This is a genomic window from Rhodococcus sp. LW-XY12 (assembly GCF_019317345.1).
Lineage (GTDB): Bacteria > Actinomycetota > Actinomycetes > Mycobacteriales > Mycobacteriaceae > Rhodococcus > Rhodococcus pyridinivorans.
In genome coordinates this window covers 4,983,659-5,005,724 of sequence record NZ_CP079225.1, presented here as the reverse complement: position 1 = coordinate 5,005,724, position 22,066 = coordinate 4,983,659, and the positions used below count along the sequence as shown (strand labels likewise).

Here is a 22,066-nt window from a genome sequence, read left to right as displayed (position 1 = left end):
ACATGACCACAGCTGTCGAGACACTCGGTTGGACGCGCACACAGATGGCCGCGCGCGCCGCGCAGGAACTCGCGCCGGGGGAGTACGTCAACCTCGGTATCGGCCTGCCGACCCTGATCCCCAACTACCTGCCCGAGGGTGTGCACGTCACCTTGCACAGTGAGAACGGCATCCTCGGCACCGGGCCGTACCCCACCGAGGACTCGGTCGATCCCGACCTGATCAACGCCGGCAAGGAGACCGTGACGGTCAACCCCGGCGCTGCCTTCTTCGACTCGGCGCTGAGCTTCGGCATGATCCGCGGCGGCCACATCGACACCGCCGTGCTCGGCGGCATGGAGGTCTCGGCCACCGGCGATCTGGCCAACTGGATGGTGCCCGGAAAGATGGTCAAGGGCATGGGCGGGGCGATGGACCTCGTCCACGGCGCCCGCACGGTCATCGTGCTCATGGAGCACACGGACAAGCAGGGCAACCCGAAAATCGTCTCGGAGTGCTCGCTGCCGCTCACCGGTGAGGGCGTGGTCCAGCGCATCATCACCAACCTCGCGGTGATCGACGTGACCGCCGACGGCCTCGTCCTGACCGAGTGTGCCCCCGGCGTCACCGAGGATCAGGTGCGCGCCGCGACCGGAGCACCGCTCACCCTTCCCTGACGACCGGCCGGTTCCGCCTGCGGAACCACCGGAAGATCCACCCCCTGCGCACGGCCCCGGCCTCGGACTCCGTCTCGAGCCGGGGTCGCGTCGAGTTCAGAGCCGTGCGGGCCTCCTCACGACGACGCGCCCGCTCGACGGTCCACACCTCCACCATCTCCTCGGCGTCGACCTTGTGGATCGGCACGGGCAGTCCGCTCGGGAACCGCAGGCAGTCGGCGATCCGCCGGTTGAGATCGGAGACGATCTCGCGCACCACCTTCTCGCTGGGAGCCGACCCGACCGTGCCGGGCAGCCGCTCGATCTCGCGCCGCAACTGCAATTCGGGCGGCAGCAGAGCCTCCGTTGAAAGACCTTCGCGCGCCAGATAACTCTTCACCCACCACAGCTCGTCGTCGCCGTGGTCGGGGATGGGTTTGCCGTAACCGGGCAGATCGTCGAAATCGCCCCGGTCCTGCGCCACGCGGATCTGCCGTTCGATCCACGTCTCGAACGTCAGATCCCACCGCTTGCGCTCGGTCACACATCCAGGATGCCAGGGGCGGGCACCGGGTCCGGGCGGCTGTGGGTCCCGACCGCCACACGGTGCTGGTGTCCTAACCTGAGCCACGTGGAAGGACAGCGCGAGTCGCCGGTGCATGCCCGCCCGCCGGGCGACGGGGTGGACACCAACACGGTGCTCGGCAAGGTCGTCACCGTGCTGTGGGCGTTCACCGCCGACGACCACGTCCTCACCCTCGCCGAACTGGGTCGACGCACCGGTCTGCCGAAGGGGACGCTGCACCGCGTCGTCGGCGACCTCGTCGCCGTCCGGTTGCTCGACAAGGACCCGGCCGGTTACCGCCTGAGCGGGCAGCTCTTCGAACTGGGCCTGCGCGCCTCCCTCGAGCGGGGCCTGGTCGAGGTCGCCATCCCGTTCATGGAGGACCTCTACGAGCGCACCCACGAGACCGTGCACCTCGGCGTCCCCGAGGGTGTCGAGGTCGTCTATGTCTCGAAGATCGGCGGACATCGCCCCGCGTCCACGCCGTCCCGGATCGGTGGGCGAATGCCCATGTACTGCACCGGGATCGGCAAGGCTCTTCTCGCGTTCTCCCCACCGGAGCTGCTGGCCGAGGTGGTCGAGGCCGGATTGGCGCGCAAGACTCCCCGCACCATCACGACCCCCGGGCGGCTCGGGGCGAATCTCGCGACCGTGCTCGAGCGCGGGGTGGCCTTCGAGTTCGAGGAGTCCGCGGTCGGCCTGGCCTGTGTCGCCGCCCCGATCCTCGACGCGGACGAGCGTCCCATCGCGGCGGTGAGCGTCACCGGTCCCGTCACCCGGTTCCGTCCGGAGAAGCACGAGGGAGCGGTGAAGGCCGCCGCCGCGGGTATCGCCGCCACCCACGCCCGCCGCGAGGCCATTCGCAACCTCTGAGCGCGCACGTTCCACTCACCGGAACGACCCCCTGTACGGGGGCGGACCTCGCCGCCACGATGGTCGTAATCCATCGAACGACGAGGACGTGATGACTACCAGCTCCAACACCACATCAGCGGCGGATCGCACCCGCATCGCCGGTGCGGCGGCCGACCGTCTCATCGAGGCCACACGCAGCTCCACACCGTGCGGTCCGGTCCGCGACCTGCTCGGGGAGACCGACATCGACCTGGCGTACGCGGTGCAGCAGCAGCTCACCGACCGCCGGCTCGCCGAAGGTGCCCGCATCGTCGGACGCAAGATCGGCCTGACCTCGCCGGCGGTGCAGCAGCAGCTCGGTGTCGACCGCCCCGACTTCGGTGTCCTCTTCGAGGACATGGACGTCACCGCTCTCGACGAGGTGCCCAGTGAGCGCCTGCTGCAGCCGAAGGCCGAGGCCGAGATCGCCTTCGTCCTCTCCGCCGACCTCGACTCGGACGATCTCGATCTCGCGACCGTCCGCGCCGCCGTCGGCCACGCGGTTGCCGCTCTCGAGATCGTCGACAGCCGCGTCGCCGGCTGGGACATCAAGATCACGGATACGGTCGCGGACAACGCATCCAGCGGCCTGTACGTGCTCGGTTCGCAGACGCTCACCCTCGACGAGTTCGAGCCGATCGACGCCACCATGCGGATGTACGTCGACGACGAGCTCGTCTCCGAGGGCAACGGCGCAGCCTGCCTCGGCGATCCGCTGAACGCCCTGCTGTGGCTCGCGCGCACGGCACGCGAGTTCGGGCAGCCCCTGCGCGCAGGGCAGGTCGTGCTGTCGGGGGCACTCGGCCCGATGGTTCCGGCGCCGCCCGGCGTCACGGTCCGCGCCGAGATCTCCTCGCTCGGCACCGTCACCGCGCGTTTCTCTTCCGAAAGCTCCACCGCACAGGAGAACTCATGACCACCAAGGTTGCCGTCATCGGGTCGGGCAACATCGGCACCGACCTGCTCATCAAGATCAAGCGACTGGCCGACGCCGAACTCGAAACCGTCGCCCTCGTCGGCATCGATCCCGAATCCGACGGCCTCGCACGGGCGAAGCGCCTCGGCATCGACGCCATCTCGACCGGTGTCGAAGGACTCGTCGAGCACCCGCGCTTCGACGAGATCGAGATCGTCTTCGACGCAACCTCGGCGAAGGCCCACGAGTACAACGAGAAGGTCCTGCGCCCCCACGGGAAGATGCTCATCGACCTGACGCCGGCCGCGATCGGCCCGTACACGGTGCCGCCGGTGAACCTCACCGAGCACCTCGACGCCCCGAACGTCAACATGGTCACCTGCGGTGGCCAGGCCACCATCCCGATCGTCGCGGCCATCTCGCAGGTCACCAAGGTGCACTGGGCCGAGATCGTCGCCTCGATCTCCTCGAAGTCGGCCGGCCCCGGCACCCGCGCCAACATCGACGAGTTCACCGAGACCACCTCGCAGGCCATCGAGAAGATCGGTGGCGCCACGCGCGGCAAGGCGATCATCATCCTCAACCCGGCCGAGCCGCCGATGATCATGCGCGACACCGTGCTCGCTCTCGTCGGTGAGGACCGCAAGGACGAGATCGTCGCGTCCGTCGAGGCGATGGTCGCGAAGGTCCAGGAATACGTGCCCGGCTACACCCTCAAGCAGGAGGTGCAGTTCACCGAGGTCACCGAGCCCATGGAGACGCTCACCGACCACACCGGCCCTCTGTGGAAGGTCGCGGTGTTCCTCGAGGTCAAGGGCGCAGCGCACTACCTGCCCGAGTACGCGGGCAATCTCGACATCATGACCTCCGCGGCGCTGCAGGTCGCACGCGCCGTGGCGGCACGCACGAAGGATCAGGTGACGGCATGACCGCGGCAACGACGACGCCTCGCGAATTCGCAAGCGACGGAACGGCTCTGTACAGCCAGGACGTGACCCTGCGCGACGGCATGCACGCCATCCGCCACCGCATCACGCCACAGGACGTCGCGAAGATCGCCGGTGCGCTCGACCGTGCTGGTGTGGATGCCATCGAGGTCTCCCACGGCGACGGTCTCGCCGGTCACTCGCTGACCTACGGTCCCGGCAGCAACACCGACTGGGAGTGGCTCGAATCCGCTGCCGGAGCGATCAATTCGGCCACGCTCACCACGCTGCTCCTGCCCGGTATCGGAACCGTCCACGAGCTGAAGCGTGCCTACGAGATCGGCGTGCGGTCGGTGCGCATCGCGACGCACTGCACCGAGGCCGACGTCTCCGCGCAACACATCGCCGCGGCGAAAGAGCTGGGCATGGACGTGTCCGGCTTCCTGATGATGTCGCACATGGCCCCGTCCGAGGAGCTCGCCCGCCAGGCGAAGCTCATGGAGTCCTACGGCGCCGACTGCGTCTACGTCACCGATTCCGGCGGACGCCTCACGATGGACGGTGTCCGCGAGCGTGTGCGTGCCTACCGTGAGGTCCTGAACGAGACCACGCAGATCGGCATCCACGCGCACCAGAACCTGTCGCTGTCGGTCGCCAACTCCGTGTGTGCCGTCGAGGAAGGCGTCATCCGCGTCGACGCGTCGCTGGCCGGACACGGTGCCGGTGCCGGCAACTGCCCGATCGAGCCCTTCGTCGCCGTCGCCGACCTGCTCGGCTGGAAGCACTCGTGCGATCTGTTCGGGCTGCAGGACGCCGCCGACGATCTCGTGCGCCCGCTGCAGGACCGTCCGGTGCAGGTCGACCGCGAGACCCTCACCCTCGGCTACGCCGGCGTGTACTCGAGCTTCCTGCGTCACGCCGAGACCGCCGCGAGCATCTACGGTCTCGACACCCGCGACATCCTCGTCGAGATCGGCCGTCGTGGCCTCGTCGGTGGGCAGGAGGACATGATCACCGACGTCGCACTCGACCTGCGCAACCGCGCGGGGAACTGACCAGCGCCCGCGTGCATGTCTAGTCGGTCAGATCCCGGTAGTCCGGGTGCTTCTCGATGAACTTGTCGACGTACGAGCAGATCGCGACGATGCGCTTGCCGCGTTCGCGGACGTCGTCGAGGGCGAAACCGACGAGCTTGCCTCCGAGTCCCTGACCGGAGTAACCCTTGTCGATCTCGGTGTGGTCGAAGACGAGGCGGCCGTCGTCGTCGGGGTGGTACTGGGTGTATCCGACGACGGCGTCGTCGTCCCGGACTTCGTACCTCTGTTTCTCGGCGTTGTGCACCACGGTCACGGACGAATCGCTCATGGTCTTCCTCTCACCGTCGACAAGCTGGTGTGTCCCACAGCCAAGCTGGTGTGTCCACAGCATAGAGAACGGGCCGCGGCGCAATGCCGCGGCCCGTTCTGCTGTGCCGGGTTATTCCGGCGGAGAGATGTGCTGGGCGAGGTACAGCGGTTCGCCGAGCTGCTCGATCAGATCGAGCTGGGTTTCGAGATAGTCGATGTGTTCTTCCTCGTCGGCGAGGATCTCCTCGAAGATGTTGGCCGAGGTGATGTCGCTGACCGAGCGCATGTACTCGGCTCCCTTCCGGAGCCGGTCGCGGGCCTCGATCTCCACCTGCAGGTCGGCCTCGAGCATCTCCTTGACGGTCTGACCCAGACGCAACGCCCCGAGGCGCTGGTAGTTGGGGAGTCCGTCGAGATAGAGGATCCGATCGGTGAGTCTCTCGGCGTGACGCATCTCGTCGAACGACTCGTCGCGAGTGTGCTTCGCGAGTTTCGCCCATCCGCGGTTGTCCTGCATCTTCGAATGCAGGAAGTACTGATTGATCGCGGTGAGCTCGGCGGTGAGTTGTTCGTTGAGCAACTCGATGACCTTCTTGTCGCCCTTCATGGCACCTCCCGGGGTGAACCATCAGGTTTACCGCCGGGTAGGGGCTGGCTACACGGCGGTCTCGAGTTCGATGGTCTCATTTCGCCGGCGGGCCTGCCGGATGATCGCGGAGATGTTCCGGACGCAGCTGCCACAATCGGTGCCGGCGCGGCACTTGGCGCTCACCTCGCGGGTACAGCGTGCTCCCGCAGCCACCTCTGCCTCGATGTGGTGGTGGGTAAGAGCGTGGCAACTGCAGACGATCATCAGAGCCACCTTTCTGCGACTGAGGGAACACTCACTTAGGTTGCCCAAACCTTACATCGGCTTAGGCTAGCCTAGCTTGTGATAGTAGTCACAAGAAGAGGAGGTCGGATCCGTGTTATGCCCAGGTCCGTCCCAGGGTGTGATACTGCAGCTACTGCTGTTGCAGGTGTTGCGAGACCACCTGGTTGATCCGGTGCAGACCGGGCGAGGTGAGGCCTGGGATCTGGTTCTCGATCGTGCGCACCAGCGACGAATCGTCGAGGACCTTCTCGCTCGACTGGATCAGGACGGTGCCGGCACCGGTGAAATCGAACTGCCGTTCCTCACCGGACTGCACACCGAAACGCCGCGCCCCGGCCGAGACGAATCCGGTGATCCACGATTCGTCGTAGTGATGGCTGGGGGACGGACAGTCGGCCCACCCGACGAGCGCCTCCGGGTCGACCCGCAGCGGCGGCTCGGCGAACATCACCGGCCCGTTCGACGACGCGAGGAAACGGCCCGTACCGATGAGGGTGAGGAAACCCGGGACGATCGACTGGTTGAGCGACAGGCCCGGTTCGAAGGCCAGCAGATTGGCCTGCCGGATCGTGAGGTTGCCGTCGTCGAGGTCGTACGAGTTGATGTCGTATCCGCGGTCGCCGATGATCAGCTTCCCGAAGCCTTCGGCCACGACGTAGTCGCCGAGATAGAGCGGAGCGGAGAACTGCTGGGCCACCATGTGCAGCAGGTGTCCTTGCAGCCCGTGGGTGAGTGCCGAGAACTGCACCTGACCGTAGTACGCGATCATCGCGCCCTTCGACAGGAACCAGGGCGTCTGCAGGTCGATGCAGTAGGCGTAGGGGTTGCCCGGCACGTTGTCGCTGCCGCCGAAGCTCGACGGGTTCAGAACGGTACTCACAGCTTCTCCTCCGATGCCTGCACGTAGACGATGCCCTGTCCGCTGCATTCGAGTTGCATGGCCTCCCCACCGGTGCGACCGACGTTCCGCCAGCTCATCGACGACTTCAGTTCGGTGCGGACCGGGCCGTAGGACGCCACGAACGCCTGCGGGTCGACGACCACGGGCGTCGGACCGCCCACCTGAAGCTCGAACACGCCGCCATGGGCGAGCAGCACCGCCGCGCCCTGGCCGATCAGCTGGGTGGTGAACATGCCGGTGCCGGTCATCGCTCCGGTGGCGGCGCCGCGCAGCGCCCCGAGCAGACCCCCGCCGCCACCGCCCCCACCGGAGGCGGCGGCCACCGAGACGACCGTGGACTGCAGACCGGTGGTGTGGGCGAGCAGGCGCGACGCTTCCGCCCGCAGCTCACCGCCCGCGGACATGTCGACGATGTGCGTCTCGAGACCGCGGAAGCCGTAGTGCACGACACCGTCGCCCTGCGCGAGCATCGTGGCCTCGTGCTCACCCTGCAGCATGCGTCCCGCCATACCGGCGAGACCACCGAGACCCGGAGCGCCCCCGACGCCACCGGGAACACCGTGGGGGGAGAACCGGACGTTGCCGGTGTAGAACAGCATCGCGCCGCGGCGGGCCACGACGGGACCGGACTGCCGCAGGTCGACGCGCACGACCTTGCCGTTGATCTTCGTGAAGCTCATCTGTTCCTACCGTTCCGCCGGCTGGATGGAGACCACGCCCACGCCGACCCACTCGAGGGAGAACGCCTCGCCGCTGCCCTGACCGATGGCCGAGCGCCACGACACGTCGGTGACGAACGACTGCGTGAGCTGCCCCTTCGCGCACACGAAGGCGTCGGGATCGACGACGAGGGGATGCTGCGGCGACACCTCGAGATGGATGAGCGGACCCCCGGCGGAGAGCAGCGCGACCTGCCCGGTCCCCGTCACCGTCGTGGTGAACAGACCCTGGCCGCTCATGCCGCCGCGCAGACCCGCGAACGTCACGTTCGTGTTCAGATTCCCGCTCAGCGCCAGCAACTGCTCGGACTCGACCTGCAGCGTCTCGTTGTTCAGCTCCAGCACCGTGACGTCCTGCGCCTGGTGCGCGAAGTAGACGATGCCCGTGCCGCTGCACTCCATGAGCGAGAGCCCCTCACCCGTCGCGCGCTGCCGCAGCCCGGAGAGAACACCCTCGCCACCACCGAAACCGGCGGACTTGAAACCGACCTGGCCCTCGTACGCCACCATCGACCCCGACAGGGCCCGGACGGACGAATTGTTCAGGTGGGCTTCGATCACCCTCTTGGTCTTCACGACTAGCCGCATGGCGGGAAACGATAGTCGGAAACGACTTCGGTGGAGTGAACCCCCCGGTAGCGGGGCCCACTCCACCGAAGAACTACAGAAGACCTACAGTCCCAGATCCTTGGCGATGATCGTCTTCATGACCTCGTTGGTGCCGCCGTAGATGCGGGTCACGCGGGTGTCGGCGTAGAGGCGGGCGATGGGGTACTCGGTGATGTAGCCGTAGCCGCCGTGCAGCTGCAGGCACTTGTCGATGATGCGGCCGGCGGCCTCCGTCGCGAACAGCTTCGCGCGGGCGGCGTCGGGCACCGTCAGTTCGTCGCGGTCGTTGAGCTCGATCGCGTTGTCGACCATGATCTGCATGGCCTGCAGTTCGGTCGAGCACTCGGCGAGCACGAACTTGGTGTTCTGGAAGGACGCGACCGGCTTGCCGAAGACCTTGCGGTCCTTGGTGTATGCGATGGCGTGCTGGATCGCCGCGGCCGCGGTGGCGGCAGCACCGAACGCGATGGTGAGACGCTCCTGCGCGAGGTTCTGCGTCAGGTACGAGAACGCCTCGCCCTCCTTGCCGAGCAGATCGGCGACCGGCACCTTCACGTCGTCGGACGACAGCTCGGCGGTGTCCGAGGTCTTGAGGCCGATCTTGTGGAGCTTGCGTCCGACCGCGAAGCCCTCACTCTTGGTGTCCACCACCAGGATCGACAGGCCACCGCGACGGTCCTCGGGGTTGTACGGCGAGGTGCGGCCCACGACGAGAATGCGGTCGGCGAGAGCACCGCCGGTGATGAACGTCTTCGCGCCGTTGAGGACGTAGTGGCTGCCGTCCTCCGAGAGCTTCGCGGTGGTCGCGATGTTGGCGAGGTCGGAACCGGTGCCCGGCTCGGTCATCGCGATGGCGAACATCAGCTCACCCGAGGCGAACCCGGGGAGCCAGCGCTGCTTCTGCTCCTCGGTGGCGTTCTGCATGATGTACGGCAGGATCAGGTTCGAGTGCACCGACGACGAACCGAACGACACACCGGCCGCCGACGCCTCCTCGGCGAGGATCACGTTGAACTTCAGCGACGTCTCGCCGCCTCCGCCGTACTCCTCGGGAACCTGGATGCCGAGGAGCCCGAGTTCGCCCATGCGGCTGTAGAACTCGCGCGGAGGATGGCCGGTCTCTTCCCACTCGGGGTAGACGGGCACGACCTCCTTCGCGATGAAGTCGCGGACGGTCTGCCGGAACGCCTCGTGATCCTCGTTGTACAGCGTGCGCTTCACGCGTTGTCCTTCCAGGGATGGATGTGATTGTGGGGGAGCACCTTACAGTGCGTAGCTGCGCAGCACGCCCTTGCTGATGATCGTCTTCTGGATCTCACTGGTACCCTCGCCGATGAGCAGGAAGGGAGCCTCGCGCATGAGGCGCTCGATCTCGTACTCCTTCGAGTAGCCGTAGCCGCCGTGGATGCGAAAGCCGGCCTGGGTGACCTCGGAGCAGTATTCGCTGGTGAGGTACTTGGCCATGCCGGCGGCGACGTCGTTGCGCTCACCCGAGTCCTTCAGACGCGCGGCGTTGACCATCATCAGGTGGGCGGCCTCGACCTTGGTGGCCATCTCCGCGAGGGAGAACGAGATCGCCTGGTGCTGGGCGATGGGCTTGCCGAAGGTGGTGCGCTGCTGGGCGTAGCGGGCGGCGAGCTCGAAGGCGCGGATCGCGACACCGCACGCGCGGGCCGAGACGTTGACACGGCCGACCTCGACACCGTCCATCATCTGCAAGGAGCCCTTGCCGGGCTCCCCACCGAGGATCGAATCGGCCGAGGCCTTGTAGTTGTCGAAGACGAGCTCGGTGGTGTCGATGCCCTTGTACCCCATCTTGTCGATCTTGCCGGGGATGGTGACGCCCGGGACGACCTCACCGAAGCCGGCAGGCTTCTCGACCAGGAAGGTGGTCAGGTTCTTGTGGGGTTTGTCGGAGCCTTCCTCGGTCTTGACCAGCGCGGCGACGAGAGTGGAGCTACCACCGTTGGTCAGCCACATCTTCTGGCCGTTGATGACGTAGTTGCCGTCGGCGTCGCGCTTGGCCTTGGTGCGGATGGCGGCGACGTCGGAGCCGAGTTCGGGCTCGGACATCGAGAACGCGCCGCGGACCTCACCGGTGGCCATGCGGGGCAGGTAGTACTGCTTCTGCTCTTCGGTGCCGTGCTGGCGGATCATGTACGCGACGATGAAGTGCGTGTTGATGACGCCGGAGACGCTCATCCAGCCGCGGGCGAGTTCCTCGACGCACAGCGCGTAGGTCAGCAGCGACTCGCCGAGCCCGCCGTACTCCTCGGGGATCATCAGCCCGAACAGGCCCATCTCGCGCATCTGGTCGACGATGGCCTGCGGGTAGGTGTCCGAGTGCTCGAGTTCCTGAGCGTTCGGGATGATCTCGCGATCGACGAAGGCGCGGACCGTGTCGAGGATCTCGGACTGGAATTCCGTCAGACCGAGGGTCTGGGCGAGGCGGGTCATGCGTGCTCTTTCTGGGAGATGCGGATGGTGCCGGATGCTGCGAGGGCGTCGATCTCGTCGTCGGTCAGCCCGAGATGTTCGGTGAGCACCTCGGCGGTGTCGTCGCCGTTGGCCGGCGCGGGGCGGACCTCGGGGTACCGGCCGTCGAAGGACATCGGGGTGCTCGGGGCGTGGTAGCTGCCGATGCGCGGCTGGTCGAGCTTGTGGAACATCGGGTTGTCGGTCACGCGCGGGTCGGCGGCGAGTTCGGCGAACGTGCGGTAGCGCTCGTGCAGGACCGAGGTGCCGCCCAGCGCCGTCTCGACCTCGTCGGCGGTGTGGCGCGAGAACCAGGCGCCGAACAGGCTGTTGAGCACGTGGCGGTGCTCGAACCGGGTGCCCTCGTCGCGGAAGTCGACGCTCAGGGCGGATTCGAGTGCGGCCACGGCCTCGGCGGTGCCGGTGAGCTCGGTGAGATCGCGGAAGTGGCGCGGCGTGAGCGCGACGAGCATGAAGCGTGCACCGTCGCTGGTGGCGAAGTCGGCGCCGTAGGTGCCGTAGACGGAGTTGCCGACCTTCTCCCGGACGGGGCGGCCGAGCTGGGCCTCGGCGATGTAGCCGAGATTGCCGACGGTCGCGAACGCGACGTCCTCGAGCGGGAGAACGACTCTCGTTCCGGCGCCGGTGATCTCGCGACGGTAGACGGCCGAGGCAACCGACAGGGCCGCGTACAGGCCGCACGAGACGTCCCAGGCGGGCAGCACGTGGTTGACCGGAGTCGAGACGTTCTCGGCACCGGTGACCTGCGGGAAACCGGCGGCGGCGTTGACGGTGTAGTCGACGGCGCCGGTGCCGTCGGCGCGACCGAGGACCTGCACGTGGATCAGGTCGGGGCGGATCGCGGCGAGTTCGTCGTAGTCGAGCCACGAGCGACCGGCGGCGTTGGTGACCAGCACGCCGGCATCGATGATCAGGTCGCGGATCAGGTTCTGTGCCTCCGGGCTACGGAAATCCGCTGCGAGCGATCGCTTGCCCTTGTTCAGGCCGGCCCAGTAGATCGACTCGTTGCCGTCGGTGACCGGCCAGCGGCGGTAGTCGGCAGCGCCGCCGATCGGGTCGACCCGGATCACGTCGGCGCCGAGCGCGGCCAGGGTCATGCCGCACAGGGGTGCGGCCACGAAGCTGGACACCTCGACCACGCGCACTCCCGCGAGGGGTGCAGTGGACGAGGGCAGTTCGTCGGTGGAAGCGGTGGAGTTCATGCTGGGCTCGCTCGTCCTCGTCGCAGATTGTTTCGGGCACAGTCAGCATGCCCAGGTTTTGCCGCCCGGAACAGCACCGATCGGCTATCGCTCGGTTAGCGCAGACCAATACTCGATGCGGCCTGAATCCGCCGTGTGATGAGTCATAGGTTTCAGTGATCGATTCGTTCGCCTCCCGCTCTTTGCTTCAGGTGACATGGCTCACGTTCAATACATGCAGACGCCAGGCGTGACGTTCCTCCGACAGCGACATACCGATCGTTCGTAAGTCGGCCATCCCGCTCGAGTTCTGAAGGGACTCCCAGTGACCACAGGCGAAATCGCGCACGACAAGTCGGCAGCCGCCGGCGGGCCCGGTCGGCCGACGACCGGCTCGACACCTCTCGTGACCCCCGGCCGCGCGTGGAGCATGACCGGCCTGGTCATCTTCCTCTACGTCGTCAACTACGCCGACAAGGCCGTCCTCGGCATCATCGCCCAGCCTCTGGCGCGTGAGCTCGGCATGAGCTCCTCCCAGATCGGCCTGGTCGGGTCGCTGTTCTTCGTCACATTCACCGTCGGCGGTTTCTTCGCCGGGCCGTTGAACAAGTACATGACCCTCCGCTGGGCCCTGCTGGCCCTCGGCCTGACCTGGTCGCTCGTCATGCTGCCGCTGGTCGTCAGTGCGAGTTTCGCGATGCTGGTCGTCACCCGCATGCTGCTCGGTCTCGCCGAAGGACCGAGCTCGGCGCTCATGCACACCGCCGCGTACTCGTGGCACCCGCCGGCCAAGCGTGGCCTGCCCGGCGCCTTCCTGGCCGGTTCCGCCTCGGTCGCCAAGATCGCCCTCGCTCCCGTCCTGACCTTCATCACCGTCGAATGGGGATGGCGTGCCGCGCTGATCTCGCTGTCGATCCTCGGTGCGATCTGGATGGGCTGCTGGCTCCTCGGCTGGAAGGAAGGCCCCTACACGACCCGGGCCGTCAAGGGCGCCGAGACCGCCGCTTCCGCCGCGCAGACCGAACCGTCCGTGCCGTGGCGCAAGATCTTCCTCACTCGCACCTTCATCAGCTGCGCGATCCTGATCATGGTCGTCTACGCGCTCACCACCGTCGTCCTGACCTGGTTGCCGTCCTACTTCGAGGTCGGTCTCGGCTACAGCGCTCTGCAGGCCGGCTCGATGTTCGCCCTGCCGTCCATCATCGGTCTGTTCCTCATGATCAGCTCGGGCACGGTCACCGACCGCCTCAGCGCCAAGGGTTACCGCTCGCGGGTCGTCCGCATCATCGTGCCCGCCGTCGGTGTGCTCATCTGCGGTGCCATCCTGGTCTTCCTCCCGTCCATCGGTACGCCGGCTCTGGCCGTCGCGGTCGTCTCCATCGGCTACGGCTTCGGCGCCATCGCGTTCCCGCTGATCAACGCCGCGATCTCCGAGTTGTGCCCGCCGCAGCAGACCGCCGGCACGATGGGTGTCTTCCTCGCGCTGATGGCGGTCGGCGGTCTCGTTGCCCCCTACGGCACGGGTGTCCTCGTCGACAACGCCGCCACCGCGGCGGAGGGCTATGCAACGGCCTTCCAGGTCATCGGTGCACTCGGTGCGCTCGCCGCGATCCTGGTGCTCTTCCTGGCCGACCCGGAGCGCGACCGCAAGATCATCCGGGCAGCCGCCTGACCTGTTCGGCATAGCTTCCGCCTAACGGAAGCTTCCGCCGAAAGACTTACCCCTACCGCCGGGTGCATGGTCTCCTCGAATGTGAGGACCACCACCCGGCCGGTCGTCTTTTCCCACCACGGTTGCCCGGCAACCGTGTCCCGCAACAGCAAAGGACCGATTCGCATGCGCGATGCCGTGATCGTCGACGCCGTCCGTTCCCCCATCGGACGTCGAGGTGGTGCACTGTCCGAGATCCACCCCGTCAACCTGTCCGCCCACGTGCTGACCGCACTGGCGGAGCGGACCGGCCTCGATCCCGCCACGATCGACGACGTCCAGTGGGGTTGTGTGAGCCAGGTCGGCGACCAGGCCGGAATCGTCTCGCGCAGCGCCGTGTTCGCGGCCGGATGGCCGGTCACCGTACCCGCCACCACCATCAACCGGGCGTGCGGATCGAGCCAGCAGGCCGTGTCCTTCGCCGCCGCGACCGTCATCTCCGGCCAGAACGACGTCGTGATCGCCGGTGGTGTCGAGTCCATGAGCCGTGTGCCGATGGGCAGCGCCAGCAAGGACGGTCAGCACTTCCCGCAGAACGTGCTCGACCGCTTCGAGGTCGGCGGCTTCAGCCAGGGCATCGGCGCCGAGATGATCGCCGAGAAGTGGGGTTTCTCCCGCACGCAGCTCGACGAATTCTCGCTGCGCTCGCACGAACTGTCCGCAGCCGCCACCGACGCGGGCGCCTTCACCGGCCAGATCGCCGTGGTCGGCGAGTTCGCCACCGACGAGGGCATCCGCCGCGGCGGCACCGTCGAGTCGCTTGCCAAGCTCGAGACCGTCTTCAAGGAGGACGGCGTGATCCACGCCGGCAACTCCTCGCAGATCTCCGACGGTGCCGGCGCCCTGCTCATCACCACCAGCGAATACGCCGCGGCGCAGGGCTGGACCCCGCTCGCACGCATCCACACCGCCGTCGTCGCCGCCGACGACCCGGTCGTCATGCTCACCGGCCCCATCCCCGCCACCGAGAAGGCCATCGAGCGTTCCGGTCTGTCCATCGACGACATCGGCGCCTTCGAGATCAACGAGGCCTTCGCGCCGGTGCCGCTCGCATGGCAGGTCGAGACCGGTGCGAAGCCCGACCGCCTCAACCCGCTCGGCGGCGCGATCGGTGTCGGCCACCCCCTCGGCGGCTCCGGCGCGATTCTCATGACCCGCCTCGTGCACCACATGCGCGACAACGGCATCCGCTACGGTCTGCAGTCGATGTGCGAGGCCGGCGGCATGGCCAACGCCACCATCCTCGAACTGCTCTGATCTCACGTCACCCAGCTGCTACGAATCCGAAGGAAACACTATGGAACTCAAGGGTCTGTCCGTTGCCGTCACCGGCGGAGCGTCCGGTCTCGGTCTCGCCACGGCACGTCGCGTCCTGGCCGCCGGCGGCAACGTCACCCTCATCGACCTCCCCGGCTCGAACGGTGAGGAGATCGCCAAGGAGCTCGGCGACGGCGCCGTCTTCGCCCCCGGCGACGTGACCGATTCGGAGCAGTTCGCTGCGGCTCTCGACGTCGCGCACGAGCGCGGCGGCCTGCGCGGTGTCGTGCACTGCGCCGGCGCCGGACGCAAGATGCGCATCCTCGACAAGGAGGGCAAGGCCGGTTCGCTCGAGGACTTCGAGTTCGTGATCCGCCTCAACCTCATCGGCTCGTTCAACGCGCTGCGCCTCGGCGCCGAGCGCATGGCCGAACTCGACCTCATCGAGGACGAGCGTGGCGCCGTCGTCATGACGGCCTCCGTCGCGGCCTTCGAGGGCCAGATCGGCCAGATCAACTACTCGGCGTCCAAGGCCGGCATCGTCGGCATGACGATCGTCGCCGCACGCGACCTCGCCAGCAAGGGCATCCGCGTCAACACCATCGCCCCCGGCATCATGGACACCCCGCTGCTCGCCCGCCTGCGCGAGGACGTCCGCAAGTCGCTCGAAGCGACCGTGCCCAACCCGTCGCGTCTGGGCCGGCCCGACGAGTTCGGGCAGCTGGCCACGAACATCCTCGAGAACGGCTACATCAACGGCGAGACCATTCGCCTCGACGGCGCCATCCGTATGGCACCGCGGTGAACCGGGCGTCGACCATGACCTCGGCTTCCGACCTCGCACAGCGCAGGCTGTCGTACCCGGCGACGACGATGGCGGTGTGGGCACCGAGCCTCGCCGCCGTCTACGGCGACCGTCCCGCGGTGATCGACGGCGACCGGGTGCTCACCTACAACGACCTCGACGCACGCTCGGCGCAGTTCGCCGGCGTGCTGCACGAGGCCGGGGTGCGGGCCCGCGACGTGGTGCTCCTGCACCTCGGTAACTGCGTCGAGTTCCACATCGCCTACTACGGTGCGCTCCGCGTCGGAGCGGCGGTCACGCTCGTGAATCCGCTGCAGCCCGAACCGGGTCTGCGCCGGCAGATCGAGGAGACTTCCGCAGCCGCGGCGGTCACCGGTTCCGCACAGGCCGACACCCTGTTCCGGGCTGCGTCCGGAACGAGTATCCGGTTGATCGCGGTCGTCTCCGACGAAGCGGTCACCGCGCCGGGTGCCGTGCGCTTCGGCGATGCGCTCGAAGGACGTCCGCAGACCTTCGAACCGGTCGTCACCAGTCCGGACGATATCGCGCACATCGCGTACACCGGTGGCACGACCGGCATTTCGAAGGGCGTGCGCGTCCTGCACCGCAACGTCGTCGGCAACGTCACGCAGATGTGTGCGTGGCGCGCCGGGCACCAGCTGGTCGCCGATGTCGACGGGCGCATCTCGCTCGAACCGATCGGCGACCTGAAAATCGCCGGTGCGGTCCCGGGTCAGGGTTCGACGATCGTGGTGTCGCCGCTGTTCCACGCGCACGCGCTGATCAACACGTCGTTCCTTCTCGCGTGCGGCCTGACCCAGGTCCTCGCGGGTCGCTTCGATCCGGCCCGGATGCTCGAGCTGATCGAACGGTACGAGGCCGGCTACATCACCGGCAGCCCGGCGATGTGGCACGCCCTCGCTACGCATCCCGACGTCGAGACCCGCGACCTGTCCACCGTGCGGGTCGTGTCGTCCGGTGCCGCTCCGATCGACCACGTGACCCTCGGGAACCTCGAGCGTGCGTTCCCCAACGCACGTATCGCGGAGGGTTACGGGCTCACCGAGGGCACCTGCGTCGTCACGGCGATGCCGCTCGTCGTCGACTCGGAGTACCGCCTCGGAAGCGTCGGCCTCCCGGTCTTCGACACCGAACTCGAGATCCGCTCGCAGATCGATCCGACCGTCGTCCTCCCCGACGGAGAGCTCGGCGAACTGTGGATCCGCGGACCGCAGGTCACCGACGGATATCTCGGACACCCCGAGATCACCGCGGAACAGTACGTCGACGGCTGACTCGCCACCGGCGACATCGCCTACCGCGATGCCGACGGATTCGTGTACATCGCCGACCGGGCGAAGGACATGTTGATCTACAAGGGCTACAACGTGTATCCGCGTGAGCTCGAAGAGATCCTGGTGACCCACCCGAAGGTGTCCACTGCGGCGGTCGTCGGGCGGGAGGCAGGCGCGATCGGTCAGGAGCCGGTAGCCTTCGTCGTCCCCGTCGACGGCGAGGAGCCCGCCGCGGAGGAGCTGAAGGCGTACGTCGCCGAACAGGTCCTGCCGTACAAGAAGATCCGTGAAGTGGTGGTGGTCGACGCATTGCCGACCTCCGCCGCGGGCAAGATCCTCAAGACCGATCTGCGATCGCGACTGACGGTCTCCTGACCCCGCACACGAGAAACCCCCGGCATCCGATGCCGGGGTTTTCTTCGTATGCGGTGGAAGGTGATTCGCAAGAATCGGTTCGGGGGCGGTTCCGGACGTACCTGTTCCGGAACCGCGCCCCGAAGGTCAGGAGTTCTTCTGTTGCTCCTGCTTGACGAGTCCGCCGCCGATGATCAGACGCTGGATCTCGCTGGTGCCCTCGTACAGGCGCAGCAGACGCACGTCGCGGTAGATCCGCTCGACCGGCACCTCGCGCATATAGCCGGTGCCACCGTGGATCTGGACGGCGAGATCGGCGACCTTGCCGACCATCTCGGTGCAGAACAGCTTCGCGACCGACGGTGCGATGCGGCGGTCGGTCTCCTCGACCCACGCCTTCGCGGCGTCGCGGACGAGGGCGCGGCCGGCCATCACACCGGTCTGCTGGTCGGCGATCATCGCCTGCACGAGCTGGAAGTTTCCGATGGGGTTGCCGCCCTGCGTGGCGGTCGCGGCGTAGGCGACAGACTCGTCGAGTGCGCGCTGGGCCTGGCCGACCGACAGTGCGGCGATGTGCACGCGACCGCGGGCGAGCGAGACCATGGCGGCCTTGTAGCCGACGTCCTCGCTGCCGCCGACGAGCGCGGAGTTCGGCACACGCACGTCGTCGAAGTGTACGTCGGCGGTCCAGGCGCCCTCCTGGCCCATCTTGGCGTCCTTGTTGCCCACCGTCAGTCCGGGGGTGTCGGCGGGGACGAGGAAGACCGCGATTCCGGTGCCGTTCCCGTCTGCCGGACGGGTGCGGGCGAACACGACGAACAGGTTCGCCAGCGGCGCGTTGGTGATGAAGCGCTTCTCGCCGGTGATCACCCAGTCGTCACCGGCGCGCACGGCCTTGGTGCGCAGACCCGACGGGTTCGAGCCGGCGCCCGGCTCGGTGAGGGCGAAGGATGCGACGACCTCGCCGGAGGCGATGCCCTCGAGCCACTGCTGCTTCTGCTCGTCGGTGCCGAAGTTGACGAGCACCTGGCCGGCGATGCCGTTGTTGGTGCCGAACATCGAGCGCAGCGACAGGGTCGTGTAACCCAGCTCCATCGCGAGTTCCGCGTCCTGCTGCAGATTCAGGCCGAGGCCGCCCCACTCCTGCGGGATGGCGTATCCGAACAGGCCCATGTCCTTCGCGGCCTGGCGGATGTCCTCGGGAATCGCATTGGTCTCGGCGATTTCCTGTTCGCGCGGCACGACCACGTTGCGCACGAACGCGCGGGTCTGCGCGAGGATCTCGCGGAAGTCGTCCTCGTCGACCTCGGGGGCCGGGATGGAGAGTGTCATGTCTACAACCTTCGTGCGGCCGCGGGGAGGTGTCCAATACGAATGGCGCCATTCCCGTATAGGCATTGTCGATGGATGAGAGCCGTTCTACCGGCCGGTTCGCCGTTATATTCGGAGCATCGACTTGTCTGGGGGCCGTCCGAGTCCCGCCGAAAGGAATCATAGATGTCTCTGTTGGAGAACCGCACTGCCGTGATCACCGGTGGCGCTCAGGGAATCGGCTTCGCCATCGCGCAGGAGTTCGTCGACGCCGGCGCCCGCGTCGTGATCGGCGACCTCGATCTCGATGCCGCCACCGCCGCCGCCGAGAAGCTCGGAGGGCGCGACGTGGCCCGGGCCGTGCGCGCCAACGTCGTCGAGTCCGCCGACTGGGACACCCTCCTCGCCGAGGCCGTCGACGGTTTCGGTTCGCTCGACGTGGTGGTCAACAACGCCGGTATCACCCGCGACGCGACGATGCGCACGATGACCGAAGAGGACTTCGACCTCGTCATCTCGGTGCACCTCAAGGGCACCTGGCACGGCACCCGCAAGGCCGCCGCGATCATGCGTGAGGCCAAGCGCGGCGCGATCGTCAACATCTCCTCGCTGTCCGGCAAGGTCGGCATGGTCGGCCAGACCAACTACTCCGCCGCCAAGGCGGGCATCGTCGGCCTCACCAAGGCCGCCGCCAAGGAGATGGCGCACCACGGCGTCCGCGTCAACGCGATCCAGCCCGGCCTGATCCGTTCGGCGATGACCGAGGCCATGCCGCAGAAGGCATGGGACCGGAAGATGGCCGAGATCCCCATGGGCCGCCCCGGCGAGGTCGACGAGATCGCCTCCGTCGCACTGTTCCTCGCGTCCGACATGTCCTCCTACATGACCGGCACCGTCCTCGAGGTCACCGGCGGCCGCTTCATGTGACGGTCCATCCGTCACCTCCCTCTCTTCCCGAAAGGTCATCATGCGTGAAGTTGTCATCTGCGAGCCGGTCCGTACCCCGATCGGCCGCTACGGCGGAATGTTCAAGTCCCTCACCGCAGTCGATCTCGGTGTCGCAGCCCTGAAGGGTCTGCTCGAGCGCACCGGTGTTGCGCCCGAACAGGTTCAGGACGTCATCCTCGGCCACTGCAACGGCAACAGTGAGGCCCCGGCCATCGGCCGCGTCGTCGCTCTCGACGCCGGTCTGCCGATCACGGTGCCCGGCATGCACATCGACCGTCGCTGCGGTTCGGGCCTGCAGGCCGTCATCCAGGCCGCCTTCCAGGTCGGTAACGGCGACCACGATCTCGTCGTCGCCGGTGGCACCGAGTCGATGAGCAACGCGGCGTTCTACTCCACCGATATCCGCTGGGGCGGCGCCCGCACCGGTGTGCAGATGCACGACGGGCTGGTCCGAGCCCGCTCGACCGCCGGTGGCCGTTTCTACCCGGTGCCCGGCGGCATGATCGAGACCGCGGAGAACCTGCGTCGGGAGTACTCGATCTCCCGCGACGAGCAGGACGAGCTGGCCCTGAACTCGCACCTGCGTGCAGTCCACGCCCAGAAGAACGGGATCCTCGCCGAGGAGATCATCCCAGTCACGGTGAGCAGCCGTAAGGGCGACGAGGTCATCGACACCGACGAGCACCCGCGTCCCGACATCAGCCTGGAGACCCTCGCCAAGCTGAAGCCGATCATGGGCAAGCAGGACCCCGAGGCCACCGTCACCGCCGGCAACGCCAGCGGCCAGAACGACGCCGCGTCCATGGCCATCGTCACCACCCCGGAGAAGGCCGCCGAGCTGGGCCTGACCCCGCTGGTGCGGTTCGTCTCGTGGGGCGTCGCCGGTGTCCAGCCCAAGGTCATGGGCATCGGCCCCGTGCCGGCCACCGAGGTCGCCCTCGCCAAGGCGGGCATCACCCTCGCCGACGTCGACATCATCGAGCTCAACGAGGCGTTCGCCGCGCAGGCCCTTGCCGTGACCCGCGAGTGGAAGTTCGGCAAGGCCGACTTCGAGCGCACCAACGTCCACGGCTCCGGCATCTCGCTCGGCCACCCGGTCGGCGCGACCGGCGGACGCATGCTCGCCACCCTCGCCCGCGAGCTGTACCGTCGCGAGGCCCGCTACGGCCTCGAGACCATGTGCATCGGCGGCGGCCAGGGCTTGGCAGCGATCTTCGAGCGCGTCGCGTAAGCAGACAGCTCCCGGTTCGGGGAGGTTGTGTTCGGTTTTTCTCGAAACGCCCGGACACAACCTTCCCGAACTTCTTTCGTGGCAGGTGACCGGGCTGGGGATGACGCCGGGTTGTCCACAACCGGGCCTCGACGCGGCGTCAGGAGGCGCGTCGCGCCCGGCATGCTCGGCGCGTGATCGACTTCGACGAACCGTTCTCGGGACGCGCGGCACTCGCTGCCGGCGTCGTCACGCGGCATCGGCTCGCACGCGACTTCGTCCACCTCCACCGCGACGTCTACATCCGACGAGAGATCCCGGCCACCCCGCTGCTGCGTGCGAAGGCGGCATGGTTGTGGTCGCAGGGCCGCGGCGTCCTCGCGGGAGTGTCCGCCGCTGCCGTGCACGGCACTCGATGGCTCGACCCGGATGCGGCGGCCGAACTCGTCCGCTCCGATCACGTCCGGTCGGCGCCGGGCATCTCGGTCCGACGCGCCCCGAAGCTCGACACCTGCGTGGTCGACGGGATGTTCGCGACCACACCGGCGCAGACGGCCTTCGATCTCGCCCGACGAATGCCGTTCGATCGGGCCGTCGAAACGATCGACGCGCTCTGCAACGCGACCGGCCTGAAGGTGCCTGAGATCGAGGAACTCGCGACGAGGAGCAAAGGCGCACACGGTATCGGTGCCGTGCCGCGGGTGCTCGCCCTCGTCGACGGTGGGGCTGCGTCACCGCCCGAGACCCACACGCGTCTGCTCCTCGTCCGTGCCGGTCTCCCACCGCCGGAGACCCAGATCGAGATCTTCGACGGCGACGTGTTCGTGGCGCGAGCCGACATGGGATGGAAGCAGTGGCGGGTGCTCGTGGAGTACGACGGCGTGCAGCACTGGACCGACCCCACTCAGCGCACCCGCGACATCGATCGGTACGCGGTGCTGCCCGAACTGGGGTGGACGGTCATCCGGGTCGGCGCCGACCTCCTCTACCGGCGGCCCGAAGTCTTCGTCGAACGGGTGCGGCGTGCTCTGGGAGCGGCCGGTGCGCCCGTCTGAGCAGAACTTCGGGGAGGTTGTGTGCGTGTTTTTCGAGAAACGCGAACACAACCTCCCC

Annotated in this window: 22 protein-coding genes and 1 pseudogene; 12 read left to right on the top strand and 11 right to left on the bottom strand. The window is 67.5% G+C overall.

The annotated features are described in order from the left end of the window. The first annotated feature begins 2 nt into the window (after positions 1-2). Positions 3-656 carry a CoA transferase subunit B gene (locus tag KXC42_RS23080; protein WP_037217389.1) on the top strand — a complete coding sequence of 218 codons (654 nt, stop codon included), beginning with the start codon at positions 3-5 and terminating at the stop codon, positions 654-656. Here KXC42_RS23080 and KXC42_RS23075 read toward each other — a convergent pair. Beyond that, positions 643-1,179, bottom strand: a complete 537-nt coding sequence (locus KXC42_RS23075) for a DUF1992 domain-containing protein (RefSeq protein WP_024102428.1) — start codon at positions 1,177-1,179, stop codon at positions 643-645. The genes KXC42_RS23080 and KXC42_RS23075 overlap by 14 nt on opposite strands. A 138-nt stretch (positions 1,180-1,317) precedes the next feature. Between KXC42_RS23075 and KXC42_RS23070 the strand changes: the two genes are divergently transcribed. The 4 genes from KXC42_RS23070 (at position 1,318) to dmpG (ending at position 4,991) form a co-directional block, all read left to right on the top strand. Further along, positions 1,318-2,073 carry an IclR family transcriptional regulator gene (locus KXC42_RS23070; RefSeq protein ID WP_033097576.1) on the top strand — a complete coding sequence of 252 codons (756 nt, stop codon included), beginning with the start codon at positions 1,318-1,320 and terminating at the stop codon, positions 2,071-2,073. Positions 2,074-2,164: 91 nt separating this feature from the next. After that, entirely contained in the window at positions 2,165-3,010 is an 846-nt protein-coding gene (locus tag KXC42_RS23065; protein ID WP_033097531.1) for a 2-keto-4-pentenoate hydratase, read from the top strand. Beyond that, positions 3,007-3,939 (top strand): acetaldehyde dehydrogenase (acetylating), encoded by a 933-nt coding sequence (locus tag KXC42_RS23060; RefSeq protein ID WP_019290597.1) that lies wholly within the window; start codon positions 3,007-3,009, stop codon positions 3,937-3,939. Before KXC42_RS23065 ends, KXC42_RS23060 begins: the two co-directional genes overlap by 4 nt. Further along, a complete protein-coding gene (dmpG, locus tag KXC42_RS23055) occupies positions 3,936-4,991 on the top strand; it encodes a 4-hydroxy-2-oxovalerate aldolase (RefSeq protein ID WP_219129641.1) in 1,056 nt (351 codons plus the stop codon). Before KXC42_RS23060 ends, dmpG begins: the two co-directional genes overlap by 4 nt. Positions 4,992-5,010: 19 nt before the next feature. Here dmpG and KXC42_RS23050 read toward each other — a convergent pair whose 3' ends face one another. From KXC42_RS23050 to KXC42_RS23010, 9 genes are all read right to left on the bottom strand, one after another. Next, positions 5,011-5,301: a GNAT family N-acetyltransferase gene (locus KXC42_RS23050; protein WP_024102424.1), complete on the bottom strand. Its 291-nt coding sequence runs from the start codon at positions 5,299-5,301 to the stop codon at positions 5,011-5,013. Positions 5,302-5,412: 111 nt separating this feature from the next. Beyond that, positions 5,413-5,889: a bacterioferritin gene (gene bfr, locus KXC42_RS23045; RefSeq protein ID WP_016693088.1), complete on the bottom strand. Its 477-nt coding sequence runs from the start codon at positions 5,887-5,889 to the stop codon at positions 5,413-5,415. Between the two features lie 48 nt (positions 5,890-5,937). Then, positions 5,938-6,135, bottom strand: coding sequence for a bacterioferritin-associated ferredoxin (locus KXC42_RS23040; protein WP_033097528.1), 198 nt, complete (start codon positions 6,133-6,135; stop codon positions 5,938-5,940). Positions 6,136-6,286: 151 nt separating this feature from the next. Continuing rightward, positions 6,287-7,036 carry an AIM24 family protein gene (locus tag KXC42_RS23035; protein WP_016693090.1) on the bottom strand — a complete coding sequence of 250 codons (750 nt, stop codon included), beginning with the start codon at positions 7,034-7,036 and terminating at the stop codon, positions 6,287-6,289. Next, the gene (locus KXC42_RS23030; protein ID WP_019290601.1) at positions 7,033-7,737 is read right to left on the bottom strand and encodes an AIM24 family protein; all 705 of its coding nucleotides are present in this window, start codon (positions 7,735-7,737) and stop codon (positions 7,033-7,035) included. Before KXC42_RS23030 ends, KXC42_RS23035 begins: the two co-directional genes overlap by 4 nt. 6 nt (positions 7,738-7,743) lie before the next feature. Continuing rightward, positions 7,744-8,364: an AIM24 family protein gene (locus tag KXC42_RS23025; RefSeq protein ID WP_064060041.1), complete on the bottom strand. Its 621-nt coding sequence runs from the start codon at positions 8,362-8,364 to the stop codon at positions 7,744-7,746. Between the two features lie 84 nt (positions 8,365-8,448). After that, positions 8,449-9,606: an acyl-CoA dehydrogenase family protein gene (locus KXC42_RS23020; RefSeq protein WP_219129640.1), complete on the bottom strand. Its 1,158-nt coding sequence runs from the start codon at positions 9,604-9,606 to the stop codon at positions 8,449-8,451. Between the two features lie 42 nt (positions 9,607-9,648). Further along, complete coding sequence (locus tag KXC42_RS23015) at positions 9,649-10,842, bottom strand: acyl-CoA dehydrogenase family protein (RefSeq protein ID WP_219129639.1); 1,194 nt, start codon at positions 10,840-10,842, stop codon at positions 9,649-9,651. Further along, the gene (locus KXC42_RS23010) at positions 10,839-12,083 is read right to left on the bottom strand and encodes a CoA transferase (RefSeq protein ID WP_006550735.1); all 1,245 of its coding nucleotides are present in this window, start codon (positions 12,081-12,083) and stop codon (positions 10,839-10,841) included. The genes KXC42_RS23015 and KXC42_RS23010 overlap by 4 nt, the downstream gene beginning before the upstream one ends. A gap of 304 nt (positions 12,084-12,387) precedes the next feature. On the opposite strand from KXC42_RS23010, the gene KXC42_RS23005 reads away from it, so the two are divergent. From KXC42_RS23005 to KXC42_RS22990, 4 genes and pseudogenes are all read left to right on the top strand, one after another. After that, positions 12,388-13,734, top strand: coding sequence for an MFS transporter (locus KXC42_RS23005; protein WP_006550734.1), 1,347 nt, complete (start codon positions 12,388-12,390; stop codon positions 13,732-13,734). A gap of 165 nt (positions 13,735-13,899) precedes the next feature. Then, on the top strand, positions 13,900-15,030 hold the full coding sequence (locus tag KXC42_RS23000) for a thiolase family protein (protein ID WP_033097525.1): 1,131 nt from the start codon (positions 13,900-13,902) through the stop codon (positions 15,028-15,030). A gap of 40 nt (positions 15,031-15,070) precedes the next feature. Next, positions 15,071-15,835 carry an SDR family NAD(P)-dependent oxidoreductase gene (locus KXC42_RS22995; protein WP_024102416.1) on the top strand — a complete coding sequence of 255 codons (765 nt, stop codon included), beginning with the start codon at positions 15,071-15,073 and terminating at the stop codon, positions 15,833-15,835. 14 nt (positions 15,836-15,849) lie between these two features. Next, positions 15,850-17,505, top strand: a pseudogene (locus KXC42_RS22990) (AMP-binding protein). A 126-nt stretch (positions 17,506-17,631) separates the two neighbouring features. On the opposite strand, the gene KXC42_RS22985 reads toward KXC42_RS22990, so the two are convergent. Continuing rightward, complete coding sequence (locus tag KXC42_RS22985) at positions 17,632-18,816, bottom strand: acyl-CoA dehydrogenase family protein (RefSeq protein ID WP_019290607.1); 1,185 nt, start codon at positions 18,814-18,816, stop codon at positions 17,632-17,634. 165 nt (positions 18,817-18,981) lie between these two features. Here KXC42_RS22985 and fabG point away from each other — a divergent pair, with 165 nt between their 5' ends. From fabG to KXC42_RS22970, 3 genes are all read left to right on the top strand, one after another. Then, a complete protein-coding gene (gene fabG, locus KXC42_RS22980) occupies positions 18,982-19,722 on the top strand; it encodes a 3-oxoacyl-ACP reductase FabG (protein WP_006550729.1) in 741 nt (246 codons plus the stop codon). A 40-nt stretch (positions 19,723-19,762) separates the two neighbouring features. Next, entirely contained in the window at positions 19,763-20,974 is a 1,212-nt protein-coding gene (locus KXC42_RS22975) for an acetyl-CoA C-acetyltransferase (RefSeq protein WP_039584365.1), read from the top strand. 173 nt (positions 20,975-21,147) lie between these two features. Next, positions 21,148-22,008, top strand: a complete 861-nt coding sequence (locus tag KXC42_RS22970; RefSeq protein ID WP_039584363.1) for an endonuclease domain-containing protein — start codon at positions 21,148-21,150, stop codon at positions 22,006-22,008. Positions 22,009-22,066 lie beyond the last annotated feature (58 nt).